This is a genomic window from Nitrospinaceae bacterium, assembly GCA_018669005.1.
GTDB lineage: Bacteria > UBA8248 > UBA8248 > UBA8248 > UBA8248 > UBA8248.
Genome location: JABJAL010000019.1, coordinates 1 through 21600 on the forward strand (window position 1 = coordinate 1; position 21600 = coordinate 21600).

General features: G+C 51.2%; 18 protein-coding genes and 1 pseudogene. 12 read left to right on the forward strand and 7 right to left on the reverse strand.

The annotated features are described in order from the left end of the window. On the reverse strand, positions 1 to 1628 hold a 1628-nt coding region (gene asnB / locus HOJ95_01920; protein MBT6393439.1), incomplete at its 3' end, for an asparagine synthase (glutamine-hydrolyzing). Between the two features lie 217 nt (positions 1629 to 1845). After that, on the reverse strand, positions 1846 to 3453 hold the full coding sequence (locus HOJ95_01925) for a B12-binding domain-containing radical SAM protein (GenBank protein ID MBT6393440.1): 1608 nt from the start codon (positions 3451 to 3453) through the stop codon (positions 1846 to 1848). Between the two features lie 405 nt (positions 3454 to 3858). On the opposite strand from HOJ95_01925, the gene HOJ95_01930 reads away from it, so the two are divergent. After that, the gene (locus tag HOJ95_01930) at positions 3859 to 5034 is read left to right on the forward strand and encodes a glycosyltransferase family 4 protein (protein MBT6393441.1); all 1176 of its coding nucleotides are present in this window, start codon (positions 3859 to 3861) and stop codon (positions 5032 to 5034) included. 9 nt (positions 5035 to 5043) lie between these two features. Here HOJ95_01930 and HOJ95_01935 read toward each other — a convergent pair. Beyond that, positions 5044 to 5708: pseudogene (locus tag HOJ95_01935) on the reverse strand (acetyltransferase). A 159-nt stretch (positions 5709 to 5867) separates the two neighbouring features. Between HOJ95_01935 and HOJ95_01940 the strand changes: the two are divergent. The 9 genes from HOJ95_01940 to HOJ95_01980 all read left to right on the forward strand — a co-directional run bounded on the left by HOJ95_01940 (position 5868) and on the right by HOJ95_01980 (position 14229). Further along, positions 5868 to 6902, forward strand: coding sequence for a Gfo/Idh/MocA family oxidoreductase (locus HOJ95_01940; GenBank protein MBT6393442.1), 1035 nt, complete (start codon positions 5868 to 5870; stop codon positions 6900 to 6902). Continuing rightward, positions 6899 to 7375, forward strand: a complete 477-nt coding sequence (locus tag HOJ95_01945; protein ID MBT6393443.1) for an N-acetyltransferase — start codon at positions 6899 to 6901, stop codon at positions 7373 to 7375. Before HOJ95_01940 ends, HOJ95_01945 begins: the two co-directional genes overlap by 4 nt. Positions 7376 to 7383: 8 nt before the next feature. After that, positions 7384 to 8355 carry an NAD-dependent epimerase/dehydratase family protein gene (locus HOJ95_01950; protein ID MBT6393444.1) on the forward strand — a complete coding sequence of 324 codons (972 nt, stop codon included), beginning with the start codon at positions 7384 to 7386 and terminating at the stop codon, positions 8353 to 8355. A 41-nt stretch (positions 8356 to 8396) separates the two neighbouring features. Further along, complete coding sequence (locus tag HOJ95_01955; protein ID MBT6393445.1) at positions 8397 to 9536, forward strand: DegT/DnrJ/EryC1/StrS family aminotransferase; 1140 nt, start codon at positions 8397 to 8399, stop codon at positions 9534 to 9536. Then, positions 9524 to 10807, forward strand: coding sequence for a hypothetical protein (locus HOJ95_01960; GenBank protein ID MBT6393446.1), 1284 nt, complete (start codon positions 9524 to 9526; stop codon positions 10805 to 10807). The genes HOJ95_01955 and HOJ95_01960 overlap by 13 nt, the downstream gene beginning before the upstream one ends. 73 nt (positions 10808 to 10880) lie before the next feature. Next, positions 10881 to 11369: a hypothetical protein gene (locus tag HOJ95_01965; GenBank protein ID MBT6393447.1), complete on the forward strand. Its 489-nt coding sequence runs from the start codon at positions 10881 to 10883 to the stop codon at positions 11367 to 11369. A 252-nt stretch (positions 11370 to 11621) separates the two neighbouring features. Further along, positions 11622 to 12629: an LLM class flavin-dependent oxidoreductase gene (locus tag HOJ95_01970; protein MBT6393448.1), complete on the forward strand. Its 1008-nt coding sequence runs from the start codon at positions 11622 to 11624 to the stop codon at positions 12627 to 12629. A 75-nt stretch (positions 12630 to 12704) separates the two neighbouring features. Beyond that, the gene (locus HOJ95_01975; GenBank protein ID MBT6393449.1) at positions 12705 to 13127 is read left to right on the forward strand and encodes a hypothetical protein; all 423 of its coding nucleotides are present in this window, start codon (positions 12705 to 12707) and stop codon (positions 13125 to 13127) included. A gap of 40 nt (positions 13128 to 13167) precedes the next feature. Next, on the forward strand, positions 13168 to 14229 hold the full coding sequence (locus HOJ95_01980; protein ID MBT6393450.1) for a response regulator: 1062 nt from the start codon (positions 13168 to 13170) through the stop codon (positions 14227 to 14229). 14 nt (positions 14230 to 14243) lie between these two features. On the opposite strand, the gene HOJ95_01985 is transcribed toward HOJ95_01980, so the two are convergent. The 4 genes from HOJ95_01985 to HOJ95_02000 form a co-directional block, all read right to left on the reverse strand. After that, positions 14244 to 15995 (reverse strand): amino acid carrier protein, encoded by a 1752-nt coding sequence (locus tag HOJ95_01985; GenBank protein ID MBT6393451.1) that lies wholly within the window; start codon positions 15993 to 15995, stop codon positions 14244 to 14246. 160 nt (positions 15996 to 16155) lie between these two features. Beyond that, entirely contained in the window at positions 16156 to 17790 is a 1635-nt protein-coding gene (locus HOJ95_01990) for a transporter substrate-binding domain-containing protein (protein MBT6393452.1), read from the reverse strand. Between the two features lie 52 nt (positions 17791 to 17842). Then, positions 17843 to 18217 (reverse strand): response regulator, encoded by a 375-nt coding sequence (locus tag HOJ95_01995; protein MBT6393453.1) that lies wholly within the window; start codon positions 18215 to 18217, stop codon positions 17843 to 17845. Positions 18218 to 18380: 163 nt separating this feature from the next. Beyond that, positions 18381 to 19457 carry a Gfo/Idh/MocA family oxidoreductase gene (locus HOJ95_02000; GenBank protein ID MBT6393454.1) on the reverse strand — a complete coding sequence of 359 codons (1077 nt, stop codon included), beginning with the start codon at positions 19455 to 19457 and terminating at the stop codon, positions 18381 to 18383. A 159-nt stretch (positions 19458 to 19616) separates the two neighbouring features. Here HOJ95_02000 and HOJ95_02005 point away from each other — a divergent pair, with 159 nt between their 5' ends. Both HOJ95_02005 and HOJ95_02010 read left to right on the forward strand, forming a co-directional pair. Next, complete coding sequence (locus HOJ95_02005) at positions 19617 to 20096, forward strand: hypothetical protein (GenBank protein ID MBT6393455.1); 480 nt, start codon at positions 19617 to 19619, stop codon at positions 20094 to 20096. Next, a complete protein-coding gene (locus tag HOJ95_02010) occupies positions 20093 to 21583 on the forward strand; it encodes a C4-dicarboxylate ABC transporter permease (GenBank protein MBT6393456.1) in 1491 nt (496 codons plus the stop codon). The genes HOJ95_02005 and HOJ95_02010 overlap by 4 nt, the downstream gene beginning before the upstream one ends. The last annotated feature ends 17 nt before the right edge of the window (positions 21584 to 21600 follow it).

The window sequence follows — 21600 nt, forward strand, 5'->3', positions numbered from 1 at the left end:
AAAACAACTTTTTGCGTTTTCCAACTAAGTTTAGCCTTGGTCGACATTTTTGCAGTTAATTCCACCAGGCGATGATCCAAAAAAGGAGATCTTACTTCAAGAGAATTCGCCATACTCATACGATCGACTTTAACAAGAATATCATCTTGAAGCCAAGTTTTAATATCTACAAAAAGAGTCTGATCGAGAAAATTGGCTTTTTGAACTTTTTTAAAATAGTCATTAAACACATCAAACGGATCATAATGATTGCAGTCATTTATCAATTCAGGACTCATGATTTTTTCTTTTTCTGCTTCTGAAAAAATAACACGCCACCAATAATGGGCTTTTTCGTGTGACAGTCCAGATGCCCTTAAAAATTGAGTGATTTTATAATCCCAGCTTACTTTTTTATATGATGGGCGCAGAAAACTCTGGGCGAGGCCACCTGCCAGGGCGCGCAGTCCGCCCGGAATTTTCATGAAATATTTGTGTAGCGCATCGGCCCTGTATGTCGGGTAGCCAGCCAGAAGTTCATCGCCCCCGTCACCTGATAGCGCTACCGTCACATTTTCCCTGGCTTTTTTGTTGAGAAGATAGGTGGGCATGATGGAGGTGTCGGCGAAGGGCTCATCAGTTTGCCAGACCAGGGAGGCGAGCCCCGCCTTTGGGAGCGGTGGTTGCTCGTGGACGGCAAGATCGATTTTGAGTTGCTCGGCCACGAGTTTTGCGTATTCGGACTCATCATAGCTTTCCTCTTTAAACCCGATGCAAAAAGCGTGGACAGGGGTCGATGAGGCGCTCGCCATAGCGGCGACGACCGCAGCAGAGTCGATGCCGCCGCTCAGAAAAGCACCCAGCGGCACGTCTGCGTGGAGCCTGACCTTGACTGCCTCGTGAAACAGGTCTGTGAATGTCTGTCTTGCGCGATTGTCGTAGGGTTCTCTCTCTGCGGTATATGCGGGTTTGATATCCCAGTATTCCCGTATATCGAGGCGCATATCGGCGGGGTCGAGCCAAGCCGAATGAGCGGCGGGCAGCTTGGAAATATTTTTGAAGATGCTCTTTGGGGTCAGGATATATCCGAGAGAGAGAAAGTCACTAACCGCGTGGGCATCGATGGTGAGTTTTTGTTTCACCTCGGGCAGGGCTAGGAGGGCTTTAAGCTCTGAGGCGAATGCGAAAAAACCTTTGTCCTGGAAGTAATAAAGTGGTTTTTTCCCGACCCTATCGCGGGCGAGAAAAAGTTTTCTTCGGCGGGGGTCCCATATGGCGAAGGCGAACATGCCGATCAGGTGCTCAAGACAGTCCTCACCCCAGTGCTCATATGCCGCCAGCAGCACTTCTGTATCCGAGTTCGTTTTGAAGAGCGCGCCTTTTGCCTCAAGTTCTTTCTTGAGTTCGAGGTAGTTGTAAATTTCACCGTTAAAAACGATGACGCTCCCCGACTCGCCGGTCATGGGCTGGCTACCGCTACTGATGTCGATGACAGAGAGCCGCCGGTAGCCGAAATAAACACCATCTGTGTCCCAGAATCCCTCCTCGTCCGGACCCCTATGAACAATGGCGTTCGTCATTGCCCGCACCTTGGCACGCGATTCCTCGGGCGGGCCTTGCGTGTTGAGCAATCCTGTTATTCCGCACACATCGGGTCTCGTTTTCTTATCTGAAAATCAGGTCCCTATCCATGTTTCGCCCTAAAGCAGGGCTATTACCGGCAGGGTGCGCCATGTCGAAGGGGGAAATTCGCGGCGGGTTCCAGATACGGTTTGCTGGCCCGAATTATGCGGCAACCCGCCCTTGTTTTCAAATTAAACGCTTGGAAAATGGGGATTTGTGGGGCAAATGGTAATTTTTTAGTTTCTAGCCGACGCCCTGATCTCGAACGAGAAGGCGGGATATCACCCGGAAGGCCGTGTATTCGAAAAGCGCGCGGGAGAGCCCGTTGCGCAGCCGGAACAGGGCCAGCGGGCGGTAGAGCTTGTTCAGGAGCCGGACGAGTTTATAGGGAATGGTTTTGCCCTCGGTGACCCTCAATACCTTGTTGTCCACGAAATAGGATGACGTCAGCAGCAGGTTGCAGAACCGCTGGAACTCCTTGTCGTACCATTGCGTCGAGATATCGCCTTCCACCTCGATGTTCGCCCAGGCTTCGAGGGTGTCGGGCATTTCGTAGTTCCATTCGTCTTTCGCGATGTCGTAGAGCTCGGTGCCGGGTAGGGGCCGGAATTTATTGGGAGGGAAGATGATGCAATTGGGGTGGTCCTCCACCAGCTGGAGCATCAGGTCCCGCGTCATTTTCAGCTCTTCGAGCGTCTCGGTGGGAAGCCCCATGATGAAGTTGTAGGCCGCCGTGATCTGCGGGTGCTGGGCCAGCTTCTGGTTGCACGCGATTACGTCGTCGTAGCTGCTGTCTTTCCGGAGGAGTTTCAATATGCGGTCGCTGCCGCTCTCGGCTCCGATGTGCATGATATCAGTGCCGGCGGCGGCCAGTTTGTTAAGAAACTCGTGGCTCATCCGCTTTATCTCGTTGATGCGCGCCCCACGGAAGCCCAGCTTGACGTTAATCCCCCGGTTGGCGATCTCGTCGATGATTCCCTCGACGTGCGAAAGTTTCGGGAAACTATCGTCGTCGATGAAGTAGATATAGTTCGCGCCGTATTTTTCGTGGACGTGCTGGATGTGATCGACCACCTGGGCGGCTTCCAGGGGGACCCATTTTTTCCCGTCGATGTTGGAATACTGTGCTGGCGAGCTGCAGAACGAGCACTGATAGGGGCAACCGACGGCGCTATACATCGAAAAAATACGGTGTTCCTGCTCAAGCTGGCCGTAGGGTGAATAGTCCTCAATCAAGTGATAAGGAATTTTGTCGTAGTCAATATATTCAAAGGCTTTTTCGAGCAGAGGATTTTCAAAAATTTCCCCCTCGTGACGCCAGCAGACGCCGGAGATGTCTTTGGGCTGCTCGTCCTGTTGAATCTGGAGGCAAAGCTCGTGGAATGTCTCGGAGGCGTAGCCGCTGACGACGTAGTCGCAGCTCCATTCCCCCTCAAGAATATTTTCGGGGTAAAAAGTTGCGTGCGGGCCACCCCAAACGATGGGGGTGTCGGGGTTGATGGACTTGATGTAGCGGCCGATCTTGGTGGCGTTCTTGATGGGTTGCCCCGACATGACGCTGATGCCGACGGCCAAGGTGTCGTCGCTGAGAAGATCTTTAAGCCTCTTGTGCCAGTCTTTGGGATGGAGGCGGGTGTCGAGTATTTTGACGTCAAAGCCGTCCTGCACAAGCTCTACCGAGGCGTAGAGGAGGCTGAGCGGCATGTGCCGGACATAGGCCCCGGATACGCCCTGCTCGGGATATATCATGATGATGCGCGAGGGTTTGGAGGTATCACGTCTAGGCGGGGCCGCTTGATATATCGGAAGCCCTGCGCTTTGTGTATCTAGAGTTTGCTGCCCTTGGCTCATGTTTTTTTTCATCCCGTACGCGACTTAGTCTGGCGGGTCGCGAAAGTTTATTTTTTGTGGTGGCCTCGTGGCCATGCGTGATTATAAAAGGATTATAGATATATGCAACAAAAATGGTCATATTTCAGTACACCATTGATTATAAACACATTATATTGAATTTGCACGCTCCTCCCATCGTTTCTCGCCCGCTGATTGCCTGGAGCGAGTTTTTCTCCATCTTTCAGGGCTTCTTATGCTCAAAGTTTACCCTAATCTTGACAATATCAAGGCGCAGGCTCACATTAACCCCTCAGAAATTTGGATTATCCAAGGCTCGATATCGCCCTCCTCTTTCCATGTCGTATTTTATTTGTGACTTGGAGCCGAAGAATGTCTTCGTTTTTCGCCCATGAGATATAGCAGATGAAAATCGCGGTTCTGACTAATCTCTATCCGCCGATACAGACGGGCACAGCGCAGTGGGCACAACAGTTAGCCAACAGCCTGACTGCGTCGGGGGATGAGGTGGTGGTGATCGCCTGCAACCGGGACGGGGTGTATCACGAGGAGGTGCGCGATGGTGTCACGATCTACCGTCTTCCTCCGGCGGGAAAGCTTCCCAGTAGCACTCTATTTTTTAATTTCGATGAATTCTTGTTGATTAACAGCCGTGCCAACCGCCGCCGGGTGGTGGAGATATTTAAGAAACACGGAATAGAGGCTGTCCACGTCGCGAGCCAAATTTTAGATTCAACTCTCCTGGCGCACAGCGCCTGCCGTACGCTAGATCTCCCCTCGGTATGTTCGATTCACACCTATATCAATCATCCGGCGAACCGTTTTTTCAATTTCGCGCTCAAGGCCGTTGACCGCACCCTCATGCGGCATTTCGTGATGCGTAAATTCAGCGCCATCGTCGCGCTCGACGATCCGGGTGCCAAATACATCACGCAGACCTACCGACCGAAGCGAATGGAGTGGATTTCCACCTGTATTGATGATGAGGCGCTGAAACTGGAGCCCGCGCAGCCCGGCAGGCCGGATGAGGTGGTCAATATCGTTAGCGTAGGGCACCTTGACGAGCGGCGCAGCCGGGAGGATTTACTCCAAGCGCTTTCAATACTTAAAAAAGAGGGGCTCCGCTTCAGGCTTCAAATCGCCGGGAAAATTACCCGTGCCCGGACGCTAGAGCGAATTCGCGAGCTGGATTTGATTGAAGAGGTCGAACCCCTGGGCGAGGTTCAGCATGCCGAGCTATTCGACGTATTGCGCGAGGCGCATATTGAGGCGCACTGGCTGGACACCATCCCTGGCGTGGGTCATGCGTCGATGGAAAGCCTGGCGCTTGGGCTGCCAGTGGTCACTTACGGCTATGAGGGTGTGTTCGGAAAGGTGCCCTATAAGCACGGCGAGAACATTATGTTCATTACGCCGGGGGATGTGGATGGAATTGCCGACGCTATCCGTCGGCTGGCAGGCGATCCTGTACTGAGGGGTGAGATGGGCGTTCAGGCCCGCAAGCTCATCTCGGATTATCTCAACTGGAATGTTTTGATTCACAGCTACCGAGAACTCTACGCCGACCTCATTGGTTCTTGAGTGTAAAATTCAGCGGGTATCGCGGATGACCCGCGCAGGGCATCCGGCGGCCACCTTGTTCTCGGGCACGTTTTTGAGCACCACGCCACCCATCCCGATTAGGGAATGATTTCCAACCCGGATGTTCGAGATGAGCGAGCTGTTTGTTCCTAAATAACAACTTTCACCGACCTCAACGCTCCCGGAAATACATACGCCTGCCGCGATGCAGGTGTAGTTGCCGATTTCGGCGTCATGGCTGATGACCGAGGCGGGGAGCACGATAACGTGGTTTCCATCTTCGCGAACGAGGCAATAGTTACGTTTTGAAGAATGACAACGCCCCGGCCCAAAGTGGCCAGCTTCGATACCGAGGCCGAAGGGTGAACTATGGTTTCGAACCGATCAGGCCGGACGCCGGTTTTTTCGATAATTTCGGATTTTTTCCAAAAATTCGACGGGCTGCCAATTCCGTTTACAAAAAAGGCATCAGGAAAATCATTCGCAGCCGAAAGGGGGCCGATAACTTTAGCGCCCGCGATATCGCGGCCCAGCGCCTCGGGGTTGTCGTCCAGGAATCCGAGGCATTCATAGGCCTTAATGCCCGATTCGAGGTTGAGCTCGCCGATGGTGTCGAGAATATCTACGCTGTTGCCGCCGGTTCCGAGAATAATGATCTTTTTCGGTTTGCTCATGTCCTGTCCCGTGGCGCCTGAATTAAGTTCGATTTCCCAACGAGCGGCAATCATTTGATGAAAATACTCAGCGGAGTTTAAATTTGCTATAAGTTACCATAACGTTTTTTTGTTGAAATAGCATTGGTCAAATTTTCATAATTTTATTATGAGGTGGTGATGGAAACGGATCGAATAGGCGTCGGGTTGGTGGGATACGGGTACTGGGGGCCCAACCTTGCCCGAAATTTTTATATGCAAAAAGACTGTAGCCTCCTCGCTATTTGTGATTTGTCGCCGGGTCGGGCAGAGCTTGCCGCTTCAAATTACCCATCTGTTCGGGTGACGGATAATTTTCAGGAATTGCTCGATGATCCGGGCATTCAGCTTGTCTTGATCGCAACACCGGTATCGACTCATTACGATTTCACCAAGCGTGCGCTTTTGGCTGGAAAAGATGTATTGGTGGAAAAACCCCTTGCGGCCACGGTTGCCGAGGCGCAGGAGCTTGTTGATCTTTCAGATGAGACGGGCCGAATCCTCTTTGTGGACCACACCTATTTATTCACAGGGGCTGTTAAAAAAATTCTTGAGCTTCTGGAGAGTAATGAGCTTGGCGATATCAAATATATCGATTCGGTGCGGATTAATCTGGGACTTTTTAGCAATGATGTGAACGTTCTTTTTGATCTCGCTCCGCACGATTTGTCGCTTCTTTGTTGTTTCATGAAAGATGATCCGGTTTCGGTACAAGCGCTTGGCGCGCCCGTGATGGAAAACGATCAAGAGGCTATCGCGTATCTTCATCTTGTCTACCCAAGTGAGATTATCGCCCACTGTCATGTCAGCTGGCTATCGCCCGTTAAAATCCGCCGTACTATTATCGGCGGCACTGAGAAAATGATTGTTTTTGATGACAACGAAATCACCGAAAAAGTTAAAATTTATGATCGCGGCGTGGAATTCAGGAACAACGAGATGAGCCAGAGCGACATTTACAAAATGATTGTCGATTATCGAATGGGAGATATCGTTTCGCCAAGGCTCTCAACACGTGAGGCGCTGGCGGAGGAGGCTGACTATCTAGTTGAGTGCATAAGAACAAGGCAGCGTCCGTTTACGGACGGCCGCTTTGGCTTGCGGGTGGTGAAGATTCTGGAGGCGGCGCAAACTTCCCTGAGAAACGGGGGGCTTTCGGTGGAGATAGATTCTTGAGCGAAAATGAGCAGGTCGCACCCGACGTTAAGCTGGGTAAGGATGTCCGGCTGCACGGATTTGTTAATCTCTACGGTTGTGAGATCGGAGACGGGTGCTCCATCGGCACGTTCGTGGAGATTCAAAAAGGCGTTCGCCTCGGAAAGCGGGTAAAGGTGCAAAGCCATACCTTTATATGTGAGGGCGTGGACATCGCGGACGAGGTTTTTGTCGGCCACGGCGTGATGTTCATCAATGATCGCTATCCCCGCGCGACAACAGAGGATGGGGAGAGGAAGAGCGAGGATGACTGGTCGCTGGAGCGAACGGTGGTAGAGCTTCGAGCCAGCATCGGGAGCAACGCGACAATATTGTGCGGGGTGAAAATCGGTGAGGATGCCGTAGTCGGGGCTGGCGCCGTTGTGACGAAGGATGTTCCACCCAAAGCCGTTGTTGCTGGAAATCCGGCTAAGCTCATTCGCTACCTGGCCTAAAGGACAATATGAATCTTCAAGGAAAGAAAATTTTAGTAACCGGTGGCGCCGGATTTATCGGCTCGCACATTATCTCTCTTCTTGCCGAGGAGGGGTGCGCGGAAATTGTTGCCGTAGACAATATGATTAGAGGCCGCCCCGAAAATCTTGCTGCTGTGATGGAAAAAGCGCCGATTCGCATCGTAGAAGGCGACATATGCGATCGCTCTTTGATGGAAGGGCTGGTGAAGGACTCTGATCTTGTTTTTCATAAAGCGGCTTTACGCATCACGCATTGCGCCGAGGAGCCCCGGCTCGCTATCAAAATCATGGTCGAGGCCACTTATGATTTGCTGGAGTTGTGTGTGGCGCACAAGGTGGGGAGAGTTGTCGCGGCCTCTTCGGCCTCGGTCTATGGTCTGGCAGAGGTGTTTCCCACCGATGAAAGCCACCATCCCTACGACAACCGCACCCTCTACGGGGCGGCGAAAATGTTCAACGAGGGTCTGCTTCGCTCGTTCAATGATATGTACGGTCTCGACTATGTGGCCACGCGCTGTTTTAATGTCTATGGGCCGAATATGGATATTCATGGGAAATATACCGAGGTGCTGGTTCGCTGGATGGAGCGCATCGAGGCGGGCCAGCCGCCTATTATTTTCGGCGACGGCTCGCAGACAATGGATTTTGTCCATGTTCGCGACGTGGCGCGCGCCAACATACTTGCCGCCAAGTCGGATGTGTCGGATGAAGTTTTTAACATTGCCAGTGGCGGTGAAACGAGTCTTCTCGAACTCGCCCAAGTGTTGCTCAAGGTAATGGACCGGGAAGATTTGCATATCGAGTTTCAGGACGAGCGTAGCGTCAATCCGGTCCGGCGGAGGCTTGCCGATGTCTCCAAGGCCGAGAGGCTTCTGGGCTTTAAGGCGGAAGTTTCCCTTGAGGCGGGCATGAGGGACCTGGTTGACTGGTGGCGGCGTGAGCGTAATCTAGTTGCGTAAGAACCTGTTTCCGCCCTCCCGGTATCGATGAATCAAATATTATGATCCCCATTACAAAACCGGACATGGACGAGTCTGAGGCGCGAGCCGCAAGTGAATCCATACTTTCTGGCTGGATAACCCAGGGCCCTCGTGTGGCGGAGTTTGAAGCCGCTTTTGCCGGGGTGGTTGGGGCGGATCACGCCTGCGCCGTTTCCAATTGCACGGCGGCGATGCACCTTACCCTTCTCGCCGCTGGTGTGGGGCCTGGCGATGAGGTGATTACCGCGAGCCACTCTTTTATTGCCACGGCCAATAGTGTTCGCTATTGCGGGGCCGAGCCGATATTCGTGGATATCGATTCGGGCACTTTCAATATGGACCCGGCCAAGGTTCAAGAGGCCATTACCGACCGAACCAGGGCGATTCTGTGTGTTCATCAGATGGGCATGCCGTGTGAATTAGACGCTATCCTGGGTGTTGCGCGCGAGCGCGGCATCGCTGTTATCGAGGATGCTGCCTGTGCGGCTGGCAGCGAAGTCTTGGTCGATGGCAGTTGGGAAAGCGTGGGGCGGCCCCATGGGGATGTCGCCTGTTTTTCTTTTCATCCGAGAAAGGTCATATCCACCGGCGAGGGCGGAATGCTCACGACGAAAAATCCGGAGATGGATCGAAATTTTCGGATCGCAAGGCATCAAGGAATGAGCGTATCCGATACCGAGCGCCATGGCGCTTCACAGGTAATTTTCGAGTCGTATCCCACAATTGGCTACAACTACCGGATGACGGACATTCAGGCCGCTATAGGTCTCAAGCAGGTGGAGCGCTTGGCTGGCCTGGTGGCGAGGCGAAGAGCCCTGGCCGAGCGCTATGGGGAAATTTTGTCGGGTATTTCAGGTCTCGCTCTTCCCTTCGAGCCCGAATGGGCCCGGTCGAATTGGCAGAGCTATTGTGTCCGCCTGCCGGAAGGGTGCGATCAAAGGAAGGTGATGCAACACATGCTTGACCATGGTGTGTCCACACGGCGGGGGATTATGTGCAGCCACCTTGAGGCACCCTATGCCGGAGCGACACTCAGGCATCTCCTTCCTGAATCGGTGCGTGCTCAGGCGCAATGTGTTCTTATCCCGCTTTTTCCGCAAATGAGCGAGTTGGAGCAGAATCAGGTTGCCGAGGCGTTAAGCGACGGATGTGCTGTGTGATGAGGGGCTCGAATCCGTTGGAGGCTGGTGTCGGGGGCCTGTATCGTGAGGCTCGCCCCGGATGGCAAATTTTTCTTGAGGCGGCTCTCGTGGCCGCTTTTGCATTTTTAATGGCTTTTGTTGCTTGGAGCCGGGCAGGGGGGCCGATAACCGGAGGGGATACCGGACGCTATCTGGAGCTTTCGAAACTCCTGGCCGCTGGAAGCCTGAGCGGATTCGAACAATGGCCGATGGTTCAGTTTTATCCTTTTTTGCTAACCCCGATCTACATCTTCGATATCGCGCAGGCGGTTTATCTGAAGTGGCTGCATATAGGTCTACATGCCGTTACGGTCTGGCTAGTTTATTTTTCCACACGAGGGCTTCTTCCTTCAGGCCGGGGAATTTATAGCGCCCTCGCGGTGGCCGTGTTTCCAACGTTTTTATTCTGGTTGCCTTATACGCTGACTGAAACGGCTTTTCTCTTTACTTTATCGCTCTATTTGTTTCAACTCTCTCGCTTTTTAGCCCGGCCCGGAAAGATTGGTGCTGTTTTGTTGGCTTTATCGGGCGCGATCATGCTCTTTACGCGGCCCACATCTATTGCAGTTCTGGCGGCAACGCCCCTTGTTTATTTGTTGTACATGGCCTCTCGCAGCTTTGGCCTGGGAAGGGCGCTGGCGCTCAGCGCGGGGTTGGGGTTGGTTTGCGGGCTTTTGGGTGTGTGGATTGTTTTTTTTGCAGATAATTCTTTTTCGAGGCGGGCACAGGTAAATCCTACGATTGCGCATAGCCTCTGGGTTGGGACCAAGGTTAAGAGTACGAGCATGGCCGAGTTAAATCGCATGACGGATGAGTATTGGGGGCTGTACAAAAAATTCGGTGAGGATAAAGCCGGTCTTCGCCACCATCAAATTTCAGAGGCCAAGTCGTTCATCAGAGCGAGGCCCCTTCGTTATGCATCCATGGCGGGGACAAGATTTATATCGTACTGGTTCCCCTGGGCTTTTAATGAAACTTGGTCGTGGCGGCATTCGCTTGTCGATGCCGCCGTTTCGCTAGCGCTGGTGTCTGGATTTTTGCTCGCTTTGTTTTTGAGCGGCGGGCAGAGGTTGCCAGCCAGTGCCATGATGCTTCTGGCGCTCGCGCTGAGCATGTTTTCGGCATTCGGGCAGGTGGACGCTGATGCCCGCTACCGCGTTCCCGCAGCGCTGGTGCTTTTGCTAGTGGCCCCGGAGGGGTGGCGGCTGGCCATTGGGCGAATTTTCGGGTCGAGAAGGCGGATTGCTTGATTGGGCGGGATCGGAGAGCATACGGGTAGATGATACGATTTTTTGAATGCCGAGAATTGAGTGGAGATATTTCTTGAAAAAATTCGTGTGCATCAAGCGGTTTATAAGTATGCTCCCGGCGATTCTGGCGATGGCTTTGCTTCTTCAGGGCTGTGGTGATGATGATGCTGTTCCCTCTAGTTTTGTTTTTGGAAAGTGGAAAGTTAACGAAAAGCTAACCGCCAACGATAAAGGCAACAAGAAGCTTAATCGCATGATCCTAGAATTTTCTATCGACATTCACAAAAAAAACTTCGAGATCAAGCCGCTTGAAAACGGCGAAGGAATTAGCTTTAATTTTTCCGGTAGGCTTCCGAGGTATTTCAAGGTACTTGAGATAGATGATGAGCATCTCTTGATTGAGGACATGAAGAGCCAGGAAAAGCTTAATGTTCGAATCAAAGGTGAGAAGCAAATTATGTTTACGGTTCCCCAACTGAAACATCCCCTGGTTCCGAAGCCGGAGCCGGTAGTAATGCATTTCTCAAGGAAAAAAGAGAAGAAAAAACAGAAGAAGAAATAGGAATGAAAATTTATATCAGCTGCAGAAGCAAGGTGAATTTCAGGAAACCTCTTATTAACAATATTTATCCGCTAGGCAGTTAAATCATGCGTAGAATTTTAAATATCCAGGAAGCTATGTTCAGTTCATAGTAGAGATGCAGTCTGGGCTGCCCATCGGTATTTTCGGAATCTCTTTGAAATATTTGTGATTGTTCACTAATTAGCCTTTTAATTGCTTTCCCGTTCGACGATTTTCTTTAGGGGATTTTCAGTGCGCATCGGTCTTCACATTGGTCCCTTACGAGAATTTCCGCCGATAGATGAATTTTTGGATTTTGTCACCCGAGCCGAGGACATGGGGTTTGACCCGCTCCTTTTTTCGGACACGGTCTCCCTTTCGCATTTTCGAATTTTAGATCCCCTCGCAATTATGACGCTCGCGGCGCGAGCGACAAAGACCGCCGCCATCGGGACCTGTGTTACCAATCCTCTGACCCGGCACCTTTCGGTGACGGCGAATTCCTTTGCCACCGTCGATCACATTGCCGGTGGGCGAACCATCCTTGGAATCGGGTCGGGCGATACTGCCCTTTATCTTTTGGGGAAAAAATATGTGAACCTCTCGGGTATGCGCGAGGCACTCAAGGTTTTGCGCGCATTGCTTGACGGGGAGCCCGTTACTTTCGAGGGCCAGGAGCTTTGTTCTACCTGGTGCAAACCTGACTTGCCGATTTTCCTCGCGGCGGATGGTCCTAAAATGCTTGCACTGGGAGGCGAGTTGGCCGATGGCCTCATCGTCGGTGCAGGGCTCTCGTCCGAGGTTATTGACTGGGTGCGAACCCGTGTGGGCGAGGGCGAGACCCGAGCCAGTCGCGAGGCGGCAAGTGTGCCCATCTGGGTGGATGGTATCGTTAATTTCGGACCCGACCGTGACGCTGTTCGCGACGCGACAAGACCGCGAATGTGTACAAGGGCAAATCATAACTTTCGGGTCGCCTACAATGCCGTGCCCGAGGCGCATCTGGCTGGGGTTAAGAATTTTCGAGAAAATTACAATGAGAGTGACGTCGGTTTCAAAAACAAAAATGCCGAGCGTGTGACAGATTATCTCCTCGATCGTTTTGGTATTGTGGGCACTGAGAGCGATGTCATCGAGCGCTTTGAGGAAATCGCCGACCAGGGAGTCGAGACCTTTCTCGTCGCGATGCCTTTTGACCTTAGCGAGCGTTTCCGTATCATCGAAATGCTAGCAAAGGAAGTTATTCCGAGAGTAAGGTGATCGCCTGGCTGGGTCTCCATTTAAAGCTTTTGAATTTTTGCCAAATAGTTTTGAAGGAATTGGCGGAGAAAACGAATGCCGTTTTTGAAAAATATATTTGTAAAACTTTCTGTAGCTGTTTTGTTGATTTTCGTAATTCCCGCCCCCTCGGAAGGCGCTAAAAAGGGTAAGGGAGTGGGCGAGTTTATGGCCCAACTGGAAGTGGCTTACGTTGAAACTGTTAAGTCAATCATGTTGTCTCCTGTCCAAGATGAAGACGACATATCCTTTGATCAGGCCGCCGGGTGGGCCGAGGAGATCACAAAGGCTGCTGCTCTTTTAGCGAGGCTTGAAGAGTTTAAGAAAAATAAATCAGCTCAAACCTATTTGCGTCAATTAGCTGCGCAGTCTCATGGCATTCAAAGACTGGCAAAGTCTAAACGCTGGGATGGGATGGTGGTGGCTCTTTTTCGGCTACAAGCTACGTGTATCGGGTGCCACAAAGAGCACCGTAATTAAGAAAAAGCTTTTTTGTTTGTTGTTTTGGAGAGGTCACAGGATGCCAGAGAAAAAACATCATATTCTTGTTGTCGAAGATGAGCCCGTTAGCCGGGAGATGCTGGCCGATTTCTTGAAAAAAGAGGGTTTTCTGGTCAGCAAGGCCAAGAACGGCCTCCAGATGAAGTCTGTTCTCGTGACCAGTCGGGTGAGAGTGGACCTGGTATTACTCGACATCGGACTGCCAGGAAAGGACGGTATTCAACTGGCCAAAGAACTCAGATCGCGCTCTGATGTGGGAATCATCTTTGTGACAGGAAAAACTTCTAAGGAAACGCGTATCGAGGGGTTAGAAACTGGCGGCGATGACTACATTACCAAGCCCTATGACGAGCAAGAACTTCTAGCCCGTTCACATGCGGTGATTCGGCGCTCGACCGCAGTGAGTGCGCATTCGACTCAGGAGAATTTCACCGACCTGACTCCCCGTGAAATTGCCGAAAGCGAGGAGGATGCGCTTGAGGATGACTCTAAAACGCCGCTGCCGGTTAATATCGTTGAGTTCATCAACACTTCGGGAAGACTCAGTTTTGTCGATTTGCAGAGCATCGCTCAGCGCCACTCGAAGCGGATTTTCTCAAGGCTCCTGGTCCGACCAGTTCTAAAAGGCGTGGGTCTGGTCTCGGGAATTGCAACGGATGAAATGGGTGGAGACGGCTCGACCAAGTTATTTCGATTGAGTGGCTCCGAGGAGGAGCATGAGATCAAGACCAGCAAGGCTGCGGCCGAGACGATTTATCCCTTTATCAAGCGGGTGGGATCGACTTCGCCAGGTTTTAATTATTCGGCGGGCCGCACGTTCGACAACGATATAATCATTCCCGATTTTGCCGTTTCGGAAAAGCATGCAGATTTTTTTATAAAAGCAGATCATTACAGTTTGACGGATTGCGGCTCTGTGAACGGCACGGCAGTGGACGGGGTAACTCTGGCTTCAGGAGAGGATGAAGTCATGCTCCAAGACGGCGCAAAAATCAGGATTGGCCGTTTTTTGCTTACTTTTTTGATGCCAGATACGTTATACGATGAACTGAGCGCGGACCCTGCAGAAGATTTTATTTAGGAAGCGGGCAAATCTCAACTCTTCTTTGAATCGAAAAACATTTCGATGTTTTCCAGCGTTTCTAGAAATTCCGGCCGAATGAAATCCAGAAAAATTTCAAGCTCGCCCGCATTTTCCTGAGCGGCCAACTCTTCAATTTTCGCCGAAAGTGTGCTCAGCCCGGCCATACCCAAGGCCGATGCCGCCCCTTTCAGGGTGTGAGCTTCTCCGCGGAGCGAATCGAAATTCTGGTTGTGCCAGTTCGATTCAATCTGGCCTATCGTTCTTGTGTGTGTCTGCCGGAACAACTCTAGATATTTTTCCATTTGTGTCATGCCCAGCGAATCCAGCCGGCTTTGCAAGAATCTTTCGTCGAGGATTCCTTCCACGTTGTGAGGGGAGGGAGGGGTTTGTGATTTTTTCCCGCCAAGTGGGAAGTAAACGTTGGTATCTGAGAACACGATCATACTCAGTCCCAAAAGACCGATCAGATTCGGTATCGCCATGGCGCCGTTGATAGTGTCCGCCAGATCCCAGACGAATTTGACCCAAAGTAAATCACTCGAAAAAAGCGCACCGATGACAATCACGATGCACCAAGCCCATCGATAGATGAGGGAGGCCCGCACACCGCTAATATAGTTCACGCAACTCAAGCCGTAATATGACCAGGTGAGGAGCGTGCTGTAGCCGAAAGTGATTGAGCCGAACGCTACAATCCAGCCGCCCAGCGGCCCCAGAACGGTGGTGAACCCCTTGGCGGTAAGGGCGGTGCTTGTGAGCCCGGTTGTCCACACCCCGGAGAGAACGATGGCCAGCGTGGTAATGGTGTTTACGATCATGGTGTCGATGAATACGCCGAGCATGGCGATGCTGCCCTGGCGAACTGGCTCTCGCACCCGGGCGGCGCCATGGGCGATCGAGGCGGTGCCTAGCCCCGCTTCGTTCGAAAATATGCCCCGCGCAACACCGTAGCGCAGGGCTTGGCTCACGCCAGCGCCAGCGAATCCGCCGACAGCGGCCTGGCCGTTGAAGGCGCTATCGAAAATCAGATGGAAAGCGGCGGGAACCTCTGAAATTCTCATGAGGATAAGCGTCAGCCCCCCCGCGATGTATATAAGCAACATGATGGGAACGAGAATCTCCGCAACATGACCGATTCTTTTTACCCCGCCGATGATGACCAGATAGGTCATTCCCGCCAGGAAAAGGCCTGATATCCACTGGGGTACGCCGAGTTCGGTCCGAAACACCAGGGCCACAGAATTGGCCTGAACCATGTTGCCGATACCAAAGGCGGCGATGGCGCCAAATAGCGCGAAAAGCCAGGCCGTCCATTTAAGCCCGAGGCCGTGCTCTAGGAAATACATTGGCCCACCGGCTATTGTTCCATCCGGTTGTATTTGGCGGTACTTGATGCCGAGGACGACCTCCGCAAATTTGGTGGCCATCCCGAAAATACCGGTTAACCACATCCAGACCGGAGCCCCTGGGCCACCGATGCTGATTGCTGCGGCGACCCCGGCGATATTACCGTTACCCACCGTAGCCGAAAGGGCCATCATCAATGCCTGGAACGGGGTGATTTCGCCGGGTGTGGAATCGTCTTCTAGATCTTTTCCCCGAACACTGCGGTACAGCATTTTCCAGGCGAAGCCGAGTTTTCGAAATTGTACCAGCCCGGTGCCGAAGGTGAGCCAGACGCCGGTCCCGACGAGAAAGACCATCATCCAGGGCCCCCAGACGAAGGCGTTGATTACCTCGATGATGGAAACGATGGGGATCAAGAGTGGTATTTCCTCTAGTTGTTAGCCGCTGAGCGATAGCGCCTTTTATGTGGATGAGGCGTCATGGCTAATAGGGAATCGCCAGGACATTTCAAAAAGAACATCATTTCGCTAACGATAAAAAAGGTCTCTTTTACGCGGGGCGCACGATTGAAAAATCTCATGCTGTGCCATGAGCCGGAAGTTGGATAATAAATGTAGAGCCGCTTCCTGTTTTACTTTCGGCCCATATGGCGCCGCCATGATTTTCGATTATCCCGTAAGTAACCGAAAGACCCAGGCCGGTGCCCTTGTCTTCGGGTTTTGTGGTGAAGAATGGGTCGAAAAGGTTGGGCATGATGTCCTCCGGTATTCCGGAGCCCGTATCCATCACGCGGCATTCCCACCACTTCTTATTCTCCTTGCTTGTCTCTAGGGTTGTAATTATTAAATTGCCGCCATTGGGCATGGCGTCTTTCGCATTTCCGATTAGATTGAAAAGTACTTGTTGAATCTGATTGGGGTCACCCGATATTTGCTGGTCTTCGTTGTCGACATTTAATTCAACTCGAATGCTTTCGAGGCGAAGTTCATGAAGAAGAAGGTTCAGCGAATTTCGCGTGATTTTGTTCGGATTGAAAGGTTTGAAGGCGGTGGGCTCGTTCCTGGAGAAACGGCGTAGGTCGTCGCATATCTGGTTGATGCGCCCAACGCTATCGTAAATCACCTTGGCCGATTTATATTCGCGGCTTCCCTCTTCATTTGTCCTCATTAATCTCTGGGCGTGCATGCCGACGATGTTGGCCGGGTTCAGGATTTCGTGCGCCGCGCCCGCCGTTAGCGTGCCAAGGGATGAGAGTTTTCCGGCCCGAGCGATCATTTCCTTGCTGTGCTCGATGGCTTCTCTGGATTTAATACGCTCGTGTACATATTTATCAGTGCTGACGAAGGCGGCTAACATGAAAAAAACGATAATTCCAACCATAATGCTTTTCTCTAGTGCCCATGGTTGTTGTTTTAAACTGATCCACTTATCTTTTATTTTCTTCTTGTCCTCAGGAGAGATCCTATTTAAAGATTTTTCCAGGATTGATATCAAAATCGGCCAGTCTTTTCGGACGCCAGTTGCGAGAGGGGCGGAATAGCCGGTATTTCCGGCAACGCGAAGGTTGGTAATTTTTTCTTCGTGGATGTAATGGGTCGCCGTTGCAAGGTTGCCGACGAATGCATCTGAGGTGCCAAAAGAAACTTGCCTCAGTCCGGTTTGGATATCCGGGACGAGGTTAAATTTGAAATTCGGATAGTCTTTTTGTATAAATTCCTGCCACATATATCCCGATACGACGGCGACTTTCATTCCTTGAATTTTTTTCATATCGAAGGAACCCTCCACATCGTTACGAACAATTATAGATCCGGGAAGGACTATGTAAGGCTTCGTGAATGTCATGTATTCGGAGCGGATGGGGGTATTGGTCGCCGCTCCAAACATGTCAATTTCTCGGGTCTGTGCCCTTCTGAGAACCTCATCCCAGCTTTTTAGGCGGACAATGGTGAAATGGATTCCAAGTATTTTTTCGACCTGTGCCAAAAAGTCGGCTGCCATCCCCCTAAATCGGCCCTTTTTGTCGATAAATTCTATCGGGGCGAATTCCGGATCGGGGGCGAGGCGGAGTATCGGGTGCTCGGCCAGCCAGATACGCTCCTCAAGGGTGAGGAAGTCCAGGCTGTTGTTGGCGGCCTTGGAATCAACGAGTAAAGGCGCTGAAAATAAAGACACGAATAAGGCTATGGCGACAATGATCTTTGCGGGCATTGAGAATATCTGCCTGAGATAGCTGATATGTGTAGGTGTTTGGATTGCCAAGCTAGTCAACTTTCTCTAGTAAATGAGCAATTCTTTTTTCCATATCTTCGATGTCAACCGGCTTTGTAACGAAATCACTTGCGCCTGCCTTAATGGCTTTTCCCTTGTCCTCCTCAGATTTCAAGGCGGTGAGGAAAATAATGGGAACATCTCCATGGGTGGCGTGAGATCTCACTTGTTCTGCCACTTCGTAGCCATCCATGCCTGGGAGCATGACATCGAGAACGATGAGGTCAATTTCGGGCGAGAATTTCTCCAACGCCTCGGTGCCGCTTTGAGCCGTTTCAATCTGATAGCCGGATGATTCAAGCAGGTCCTTCATGATTTCGAGGCCGACAACCTCATCATCGACGAGAAGTAATTTGTGTGCGGCCATGAAAGAATTTCCTTGGTTTGAGAAAGAAAACGTATCAATTAACCTATCGGCCACTATAGCGCCAAATCTTTATGTCTGGCGAATTGCGATAATAAATACCACCAGCGGCTGAGGCCATTGCTCAAAAAAACAAGGCTAGAGGAATAAATCGGACCCGCTCTATCTACTGAGGTAGTTTTATAATGGCTCCGGTTTTGGCCGATTCCTCAATCGCATATGTTAATTCGAGGGTCTGTCTGGCCTCCTGAACTGTTGCCATGGGACATGGCCTCCCTTTTGATAAATGGTCCAGCCAAACACGGGTTTCATCGGCAACGGGTCCCCAATAATCGCCCAGATACCAATTGCCCGGGGTTGAACTGCTTAAAAATGCCGTTTTGAAATTGAGGTCGGGGATATAGGCATGCGGTATCCCCTTGTTCGAAATCAAAAGCTCATCTTTGTGGTCGTCGTCCATCATCAAGGCGCCCTCGGTCCCATAAATTTCAAACTGGACACCCTGACCAAGGGCAGGGTAATGAGAGGGTAGCGCATAAAACACGCCCAGATTCACCACCGCCCCGTTTTCGAATGTAATGATAGCCCAAGTCGTATCGTCTGCCTCGAAACCAGCGTCTTTAAATATAACCCCGTTCCCGCGGGCCAAAACCTCGACAGGTCGAATGCCCTCCATGAACCAGCAGGCCATGTCTACCCAGTAGGTCAAAACATCGAGGACGGGGGTGGCATGAGGAGAGCGCTTGAGAATTTCAATCCCTTGGGCCCGCGAATTACACATGCGGCCCGACATCGCTAGAATATCGCCTACCATGCCCTTTAATATTTGCTCTTTGGCTGAAAGATAACGTCGCTTAAAGCGCTGGGCGTATCCAACCCGAATTAGAGTGCCCGTCTCCTCGGCCATGGCGACAATTTTGTCCGCCTCCTCCAGGCTCAGGGCGATAGGTTTTTCCACGAGAACGGATTTACCTAACTCCAGCGCTTGTTTGATTGGCAGGAAGTGCTCGTGTTCGCTCGTGGAAACGATAACCACATTCACATCGGGATGTGCAATGACATCCATGTTGTCGCCCGATGAAAAATCGGCTTTCACGTTTTCTGCAAGGTCGCCTGCGCGAGTGGGGTCGAGGTCCGAGACCGCCAGAAATTGAACTGCCGGATGGGACGCCGCCATGCTGGCCCGAAGCGTTCCAATTCGTCCTGAGCCGACAACCGCTACACCGAGGCCTTTGGTCTCCATGTTTTATCCTCCTTGGAAAGACAAATGGATATTTAATTCGACAAGAGCAAATAGCTTATTTGATGGATTGCTGATGCTACTTGATTTAGCAATAGATATTCCTTAAATTATGAACACATATCAACCGTTGAATTATATGTTGTGGGTGGGGGAGCACGCATGCGTGTCGGTACGATTTCCATTAGCGTTATTCTCGTTCTTTTTAGCCTGCTCGCCTATTTTTATATTATACCGGTTCATATCATCTTATCTATCCCTATCGATGTTTCTAAACCAGCGGTCTTGCACCCAGATTTCTTCCCTCGCCTTACCATTGTTGGATTGGGGTTGGTAAGTCTGGTGCTCCTCTTTTCTGCGATTAAAGATACCTCCGCTGAAATTCCAGACCCTGATCGCATGTCCGCCCGACTCCGCGTAGCTACTGTTTTTGTTTTAACTTATCTGTTCGTAGTCGGGCTCAAGTATTTAGGCTTCACCTTGGTAGCTCCCTTTTTTATGGCAGTCATCATTTTTTTGCTTGGCGTGCGCGATTGGCGACACATTGTATCCATGGCGTTAATTTTTCCCATAGCTCTAAGCTATTCGTTCTGGTACAGCTTTAGCGTGATTTTCCCGGAAGGTGAAATATTCCTGAGATGATAGATCAAATTTTTGAAGGCCTTAGAATTGCACTGACTTGGCAAGCCATTTCCATGGTTGCGGTGGGTGTTTTCGCCGGAATTGCTGTTGGGGCGATTCCCGGATTAACGGGGGTCATGGCCACAGCTGTTTTGGTTCCCTTTTCTTTTTTTATGTCTCCCACTCTGGGTATCCCATTTCTCCTTGGCGTTCACAAGGGCTCGTTGTTCGGAGGCTCGATTCCGGCGATTCTTGTTAATACCCCGGGCACGCCGCCTGCGGCGGCAACCTGCCTAGACGGCTATCCACTCGCGCAAAAGGGCGAGGCCAAAAGCGCCATACAGATGGCGTTATATTCATCCACCCTTGGGGACACTTTTAGTGATATCGCTTTGATCGTTGCAGCCATACCTATCGCAGCCCTCGCCCTTAAGTTCGGGCCCGCAGAGTTTTTTGGATTGCTTGTGATGGGTTTGACCGTTATTTCCAGTGTAACCGGGGCATCTGTTCCGAAAGGGATTATCTCTGCCTTGATAGGACTGTTGATCGGCGCTGTTGGTCTTGATGCCATTACAGGCGCAGAACGCTTTACTTTTGGGTTTGACACCTTGCAAGGGGGCATTGGCCTGGTCCCTCTTTTGATTGGTCTGTTCGCCATTAGCGAGGTGATGATCCAGGTCGAGAAGAAAACGTCTGTGCTTTCCGAGAGACCGGAAACCTCCCATTTGAAAGGGGGACGCTCCCTCACAATGGGGGAATTTAAAAAAACAGGCAGAACAATTTTTCGTTCAGCAATTATCGGAACGATTGTCGGCGCCATTCCCGGCACCGGCTCTTCTATTGCTACATTTATCGGCTACGGGGCCGCGAAAAGAGCTTCGAAAAACCCCGAAGAATTTGGCCATGGCAGTTATGAAGGGGTTGCCGCAGCAGAGGCGGCCAATAGTGCGGTTGCTGGCGCCGACCTGATTCCCACTTTGACGCTGGGCATACCCGGTGGGGGAACGGCGGCTATCTTGATGGGTGCGTTTATCGCCCAGGGGTTAAGGCCGGGGCCATCACTGTTCGAGGAAAATGGCCCCACCATGTACGCCATTTTCACCCTGCTCTTGATAGGCAACCCGATCATGTTGCTTCAGGGTTGGCTCCTGACCCCATTTTTCGCCGCCATTGTGACAATTCGGCAAGCTCTGTTGATTCCGTGCATCATCTTGTTTTGCGTGGTGGGAAGCTACATTTTCCATAACAATCTTGGTGATGTTGAACTTGCTCTGGTTGCCGGTGCTTTTGGTTATGTTTTGAGAAAATTGCACTTTCCTCTGGCGCCTCTTGTGATAGCCTACATTATCACCCCAATGGCCGAGCGTTCATTCAAGCAAGCTATGCTGCTCTCCGATGGGGATTACACTGTTTTTTTCACAAAACCGATTTCTTTATTTTTCATTATATTAGCTGTAATAATTTTGATTCTGAGTGTCTGGAAGCAACCGAAGGTTTCTGCTGAATAGAGAATGTTTGTTTACTT

What these genes read in the sequence shown, in the direction of transcription:
- HOJ95_01925 (MBT6393440.1), bottom strand. Translation starts at nt 3,453, where the DNA reads ATGAGCCAAGGGCAGCAAACTCTAGATACACAAAGCGCAGGGCTTCCG.
- HOJ95_01930 (MBT6393441.1), top strand. Translation starts at nt 3,859, where the DNA reads ATGAAAATCGCGGTTCTGACTAATCTCTATCCGCCGATACAGACGGGC.
- HOJ95_01940 (MBT6393442.1), top strand. Translation starts at nt 5,868, where the DNA reads ATGGAAACGGATCGAATAGGCGTCGGGTTGGTGGGATACGGGTACTGG.
- HOJ95_01950 (MBT6393444.1), top strand. Translation starts at nt 7,384, where the DNA reads ATGAATCTTCAAGGAAAGAAAATTTTAGTAACCGGTGGCGCCGGATTT.
- HOJ95_01955 (MBT6393445.1), top strand. Translation starts at nt 8,397, where the DNA reads ATGATCCCCATTACAAAACCGGACATGGACGAGTCTGAGGCGCGAGCC.
- HOJ95_01960 (MBT6393446.1), top strand. Translation starts at nt 9,524, where the DNA reads ATGTGCTGTGTGATGAGGGGCTCGAATCCGTTGGAGGCTGGTGTCGGG.
- HOJ95_01975 (MBT6393449.1), top strand. Translation starts at nt 12,705, where the DNA reads ATGCCGTTTTTGAAAAATATATTTGTAAAACTTTCTGTAGCTGTTTTG.
- HOJ95_01980 (MBT6393450.1), top strand. Translation starts at nt 13,168, where the DNA reads ATGCCAGAGAAAAAACATCATATTCTTGTTGTCGAAGATGAGCCCGTT.
- HOJ95_01990 (MBT6393452.1), bottom strand. Translation starts at nt 17,790, where the DNA reads ATGCCCGCAAAGATCATTGTCGCCATAGCCTTATTCGTGTCTTTATTT.
- HOJ95_01995 (MBT6393453.1), bottom strand. Translation starts at nt 18,217, where the DNA reads ATGGCCGCACACAAATTACTTCTCGTCGATGATGAGGTTGTCGGCCTC.
- HOJ95_02000 (MBT6393454.1), bottom strand. Translation starts at nt 19,457, where the DNA reads ATGGAGACCAAAGGCCTCGGTGTAGCGGTTGTCGGCTCAGGACGAATT.
- HOJ95_02005 (MBT6393455.1), top strand. Translation starts at nt 19,617, where the DNA reads ATGCGTGTCGGTACGATTTCCATTAGCGTTATTCTCGTTCTTTTTAGC.
- HOJ95_02010 (MBT6393456.1), top strand. Translation starts at nt 20,093, where the DNA reads ATGATAGATCAAATTTTTGAAGGCCTTAGAATTGCACTGACTTGGCAA.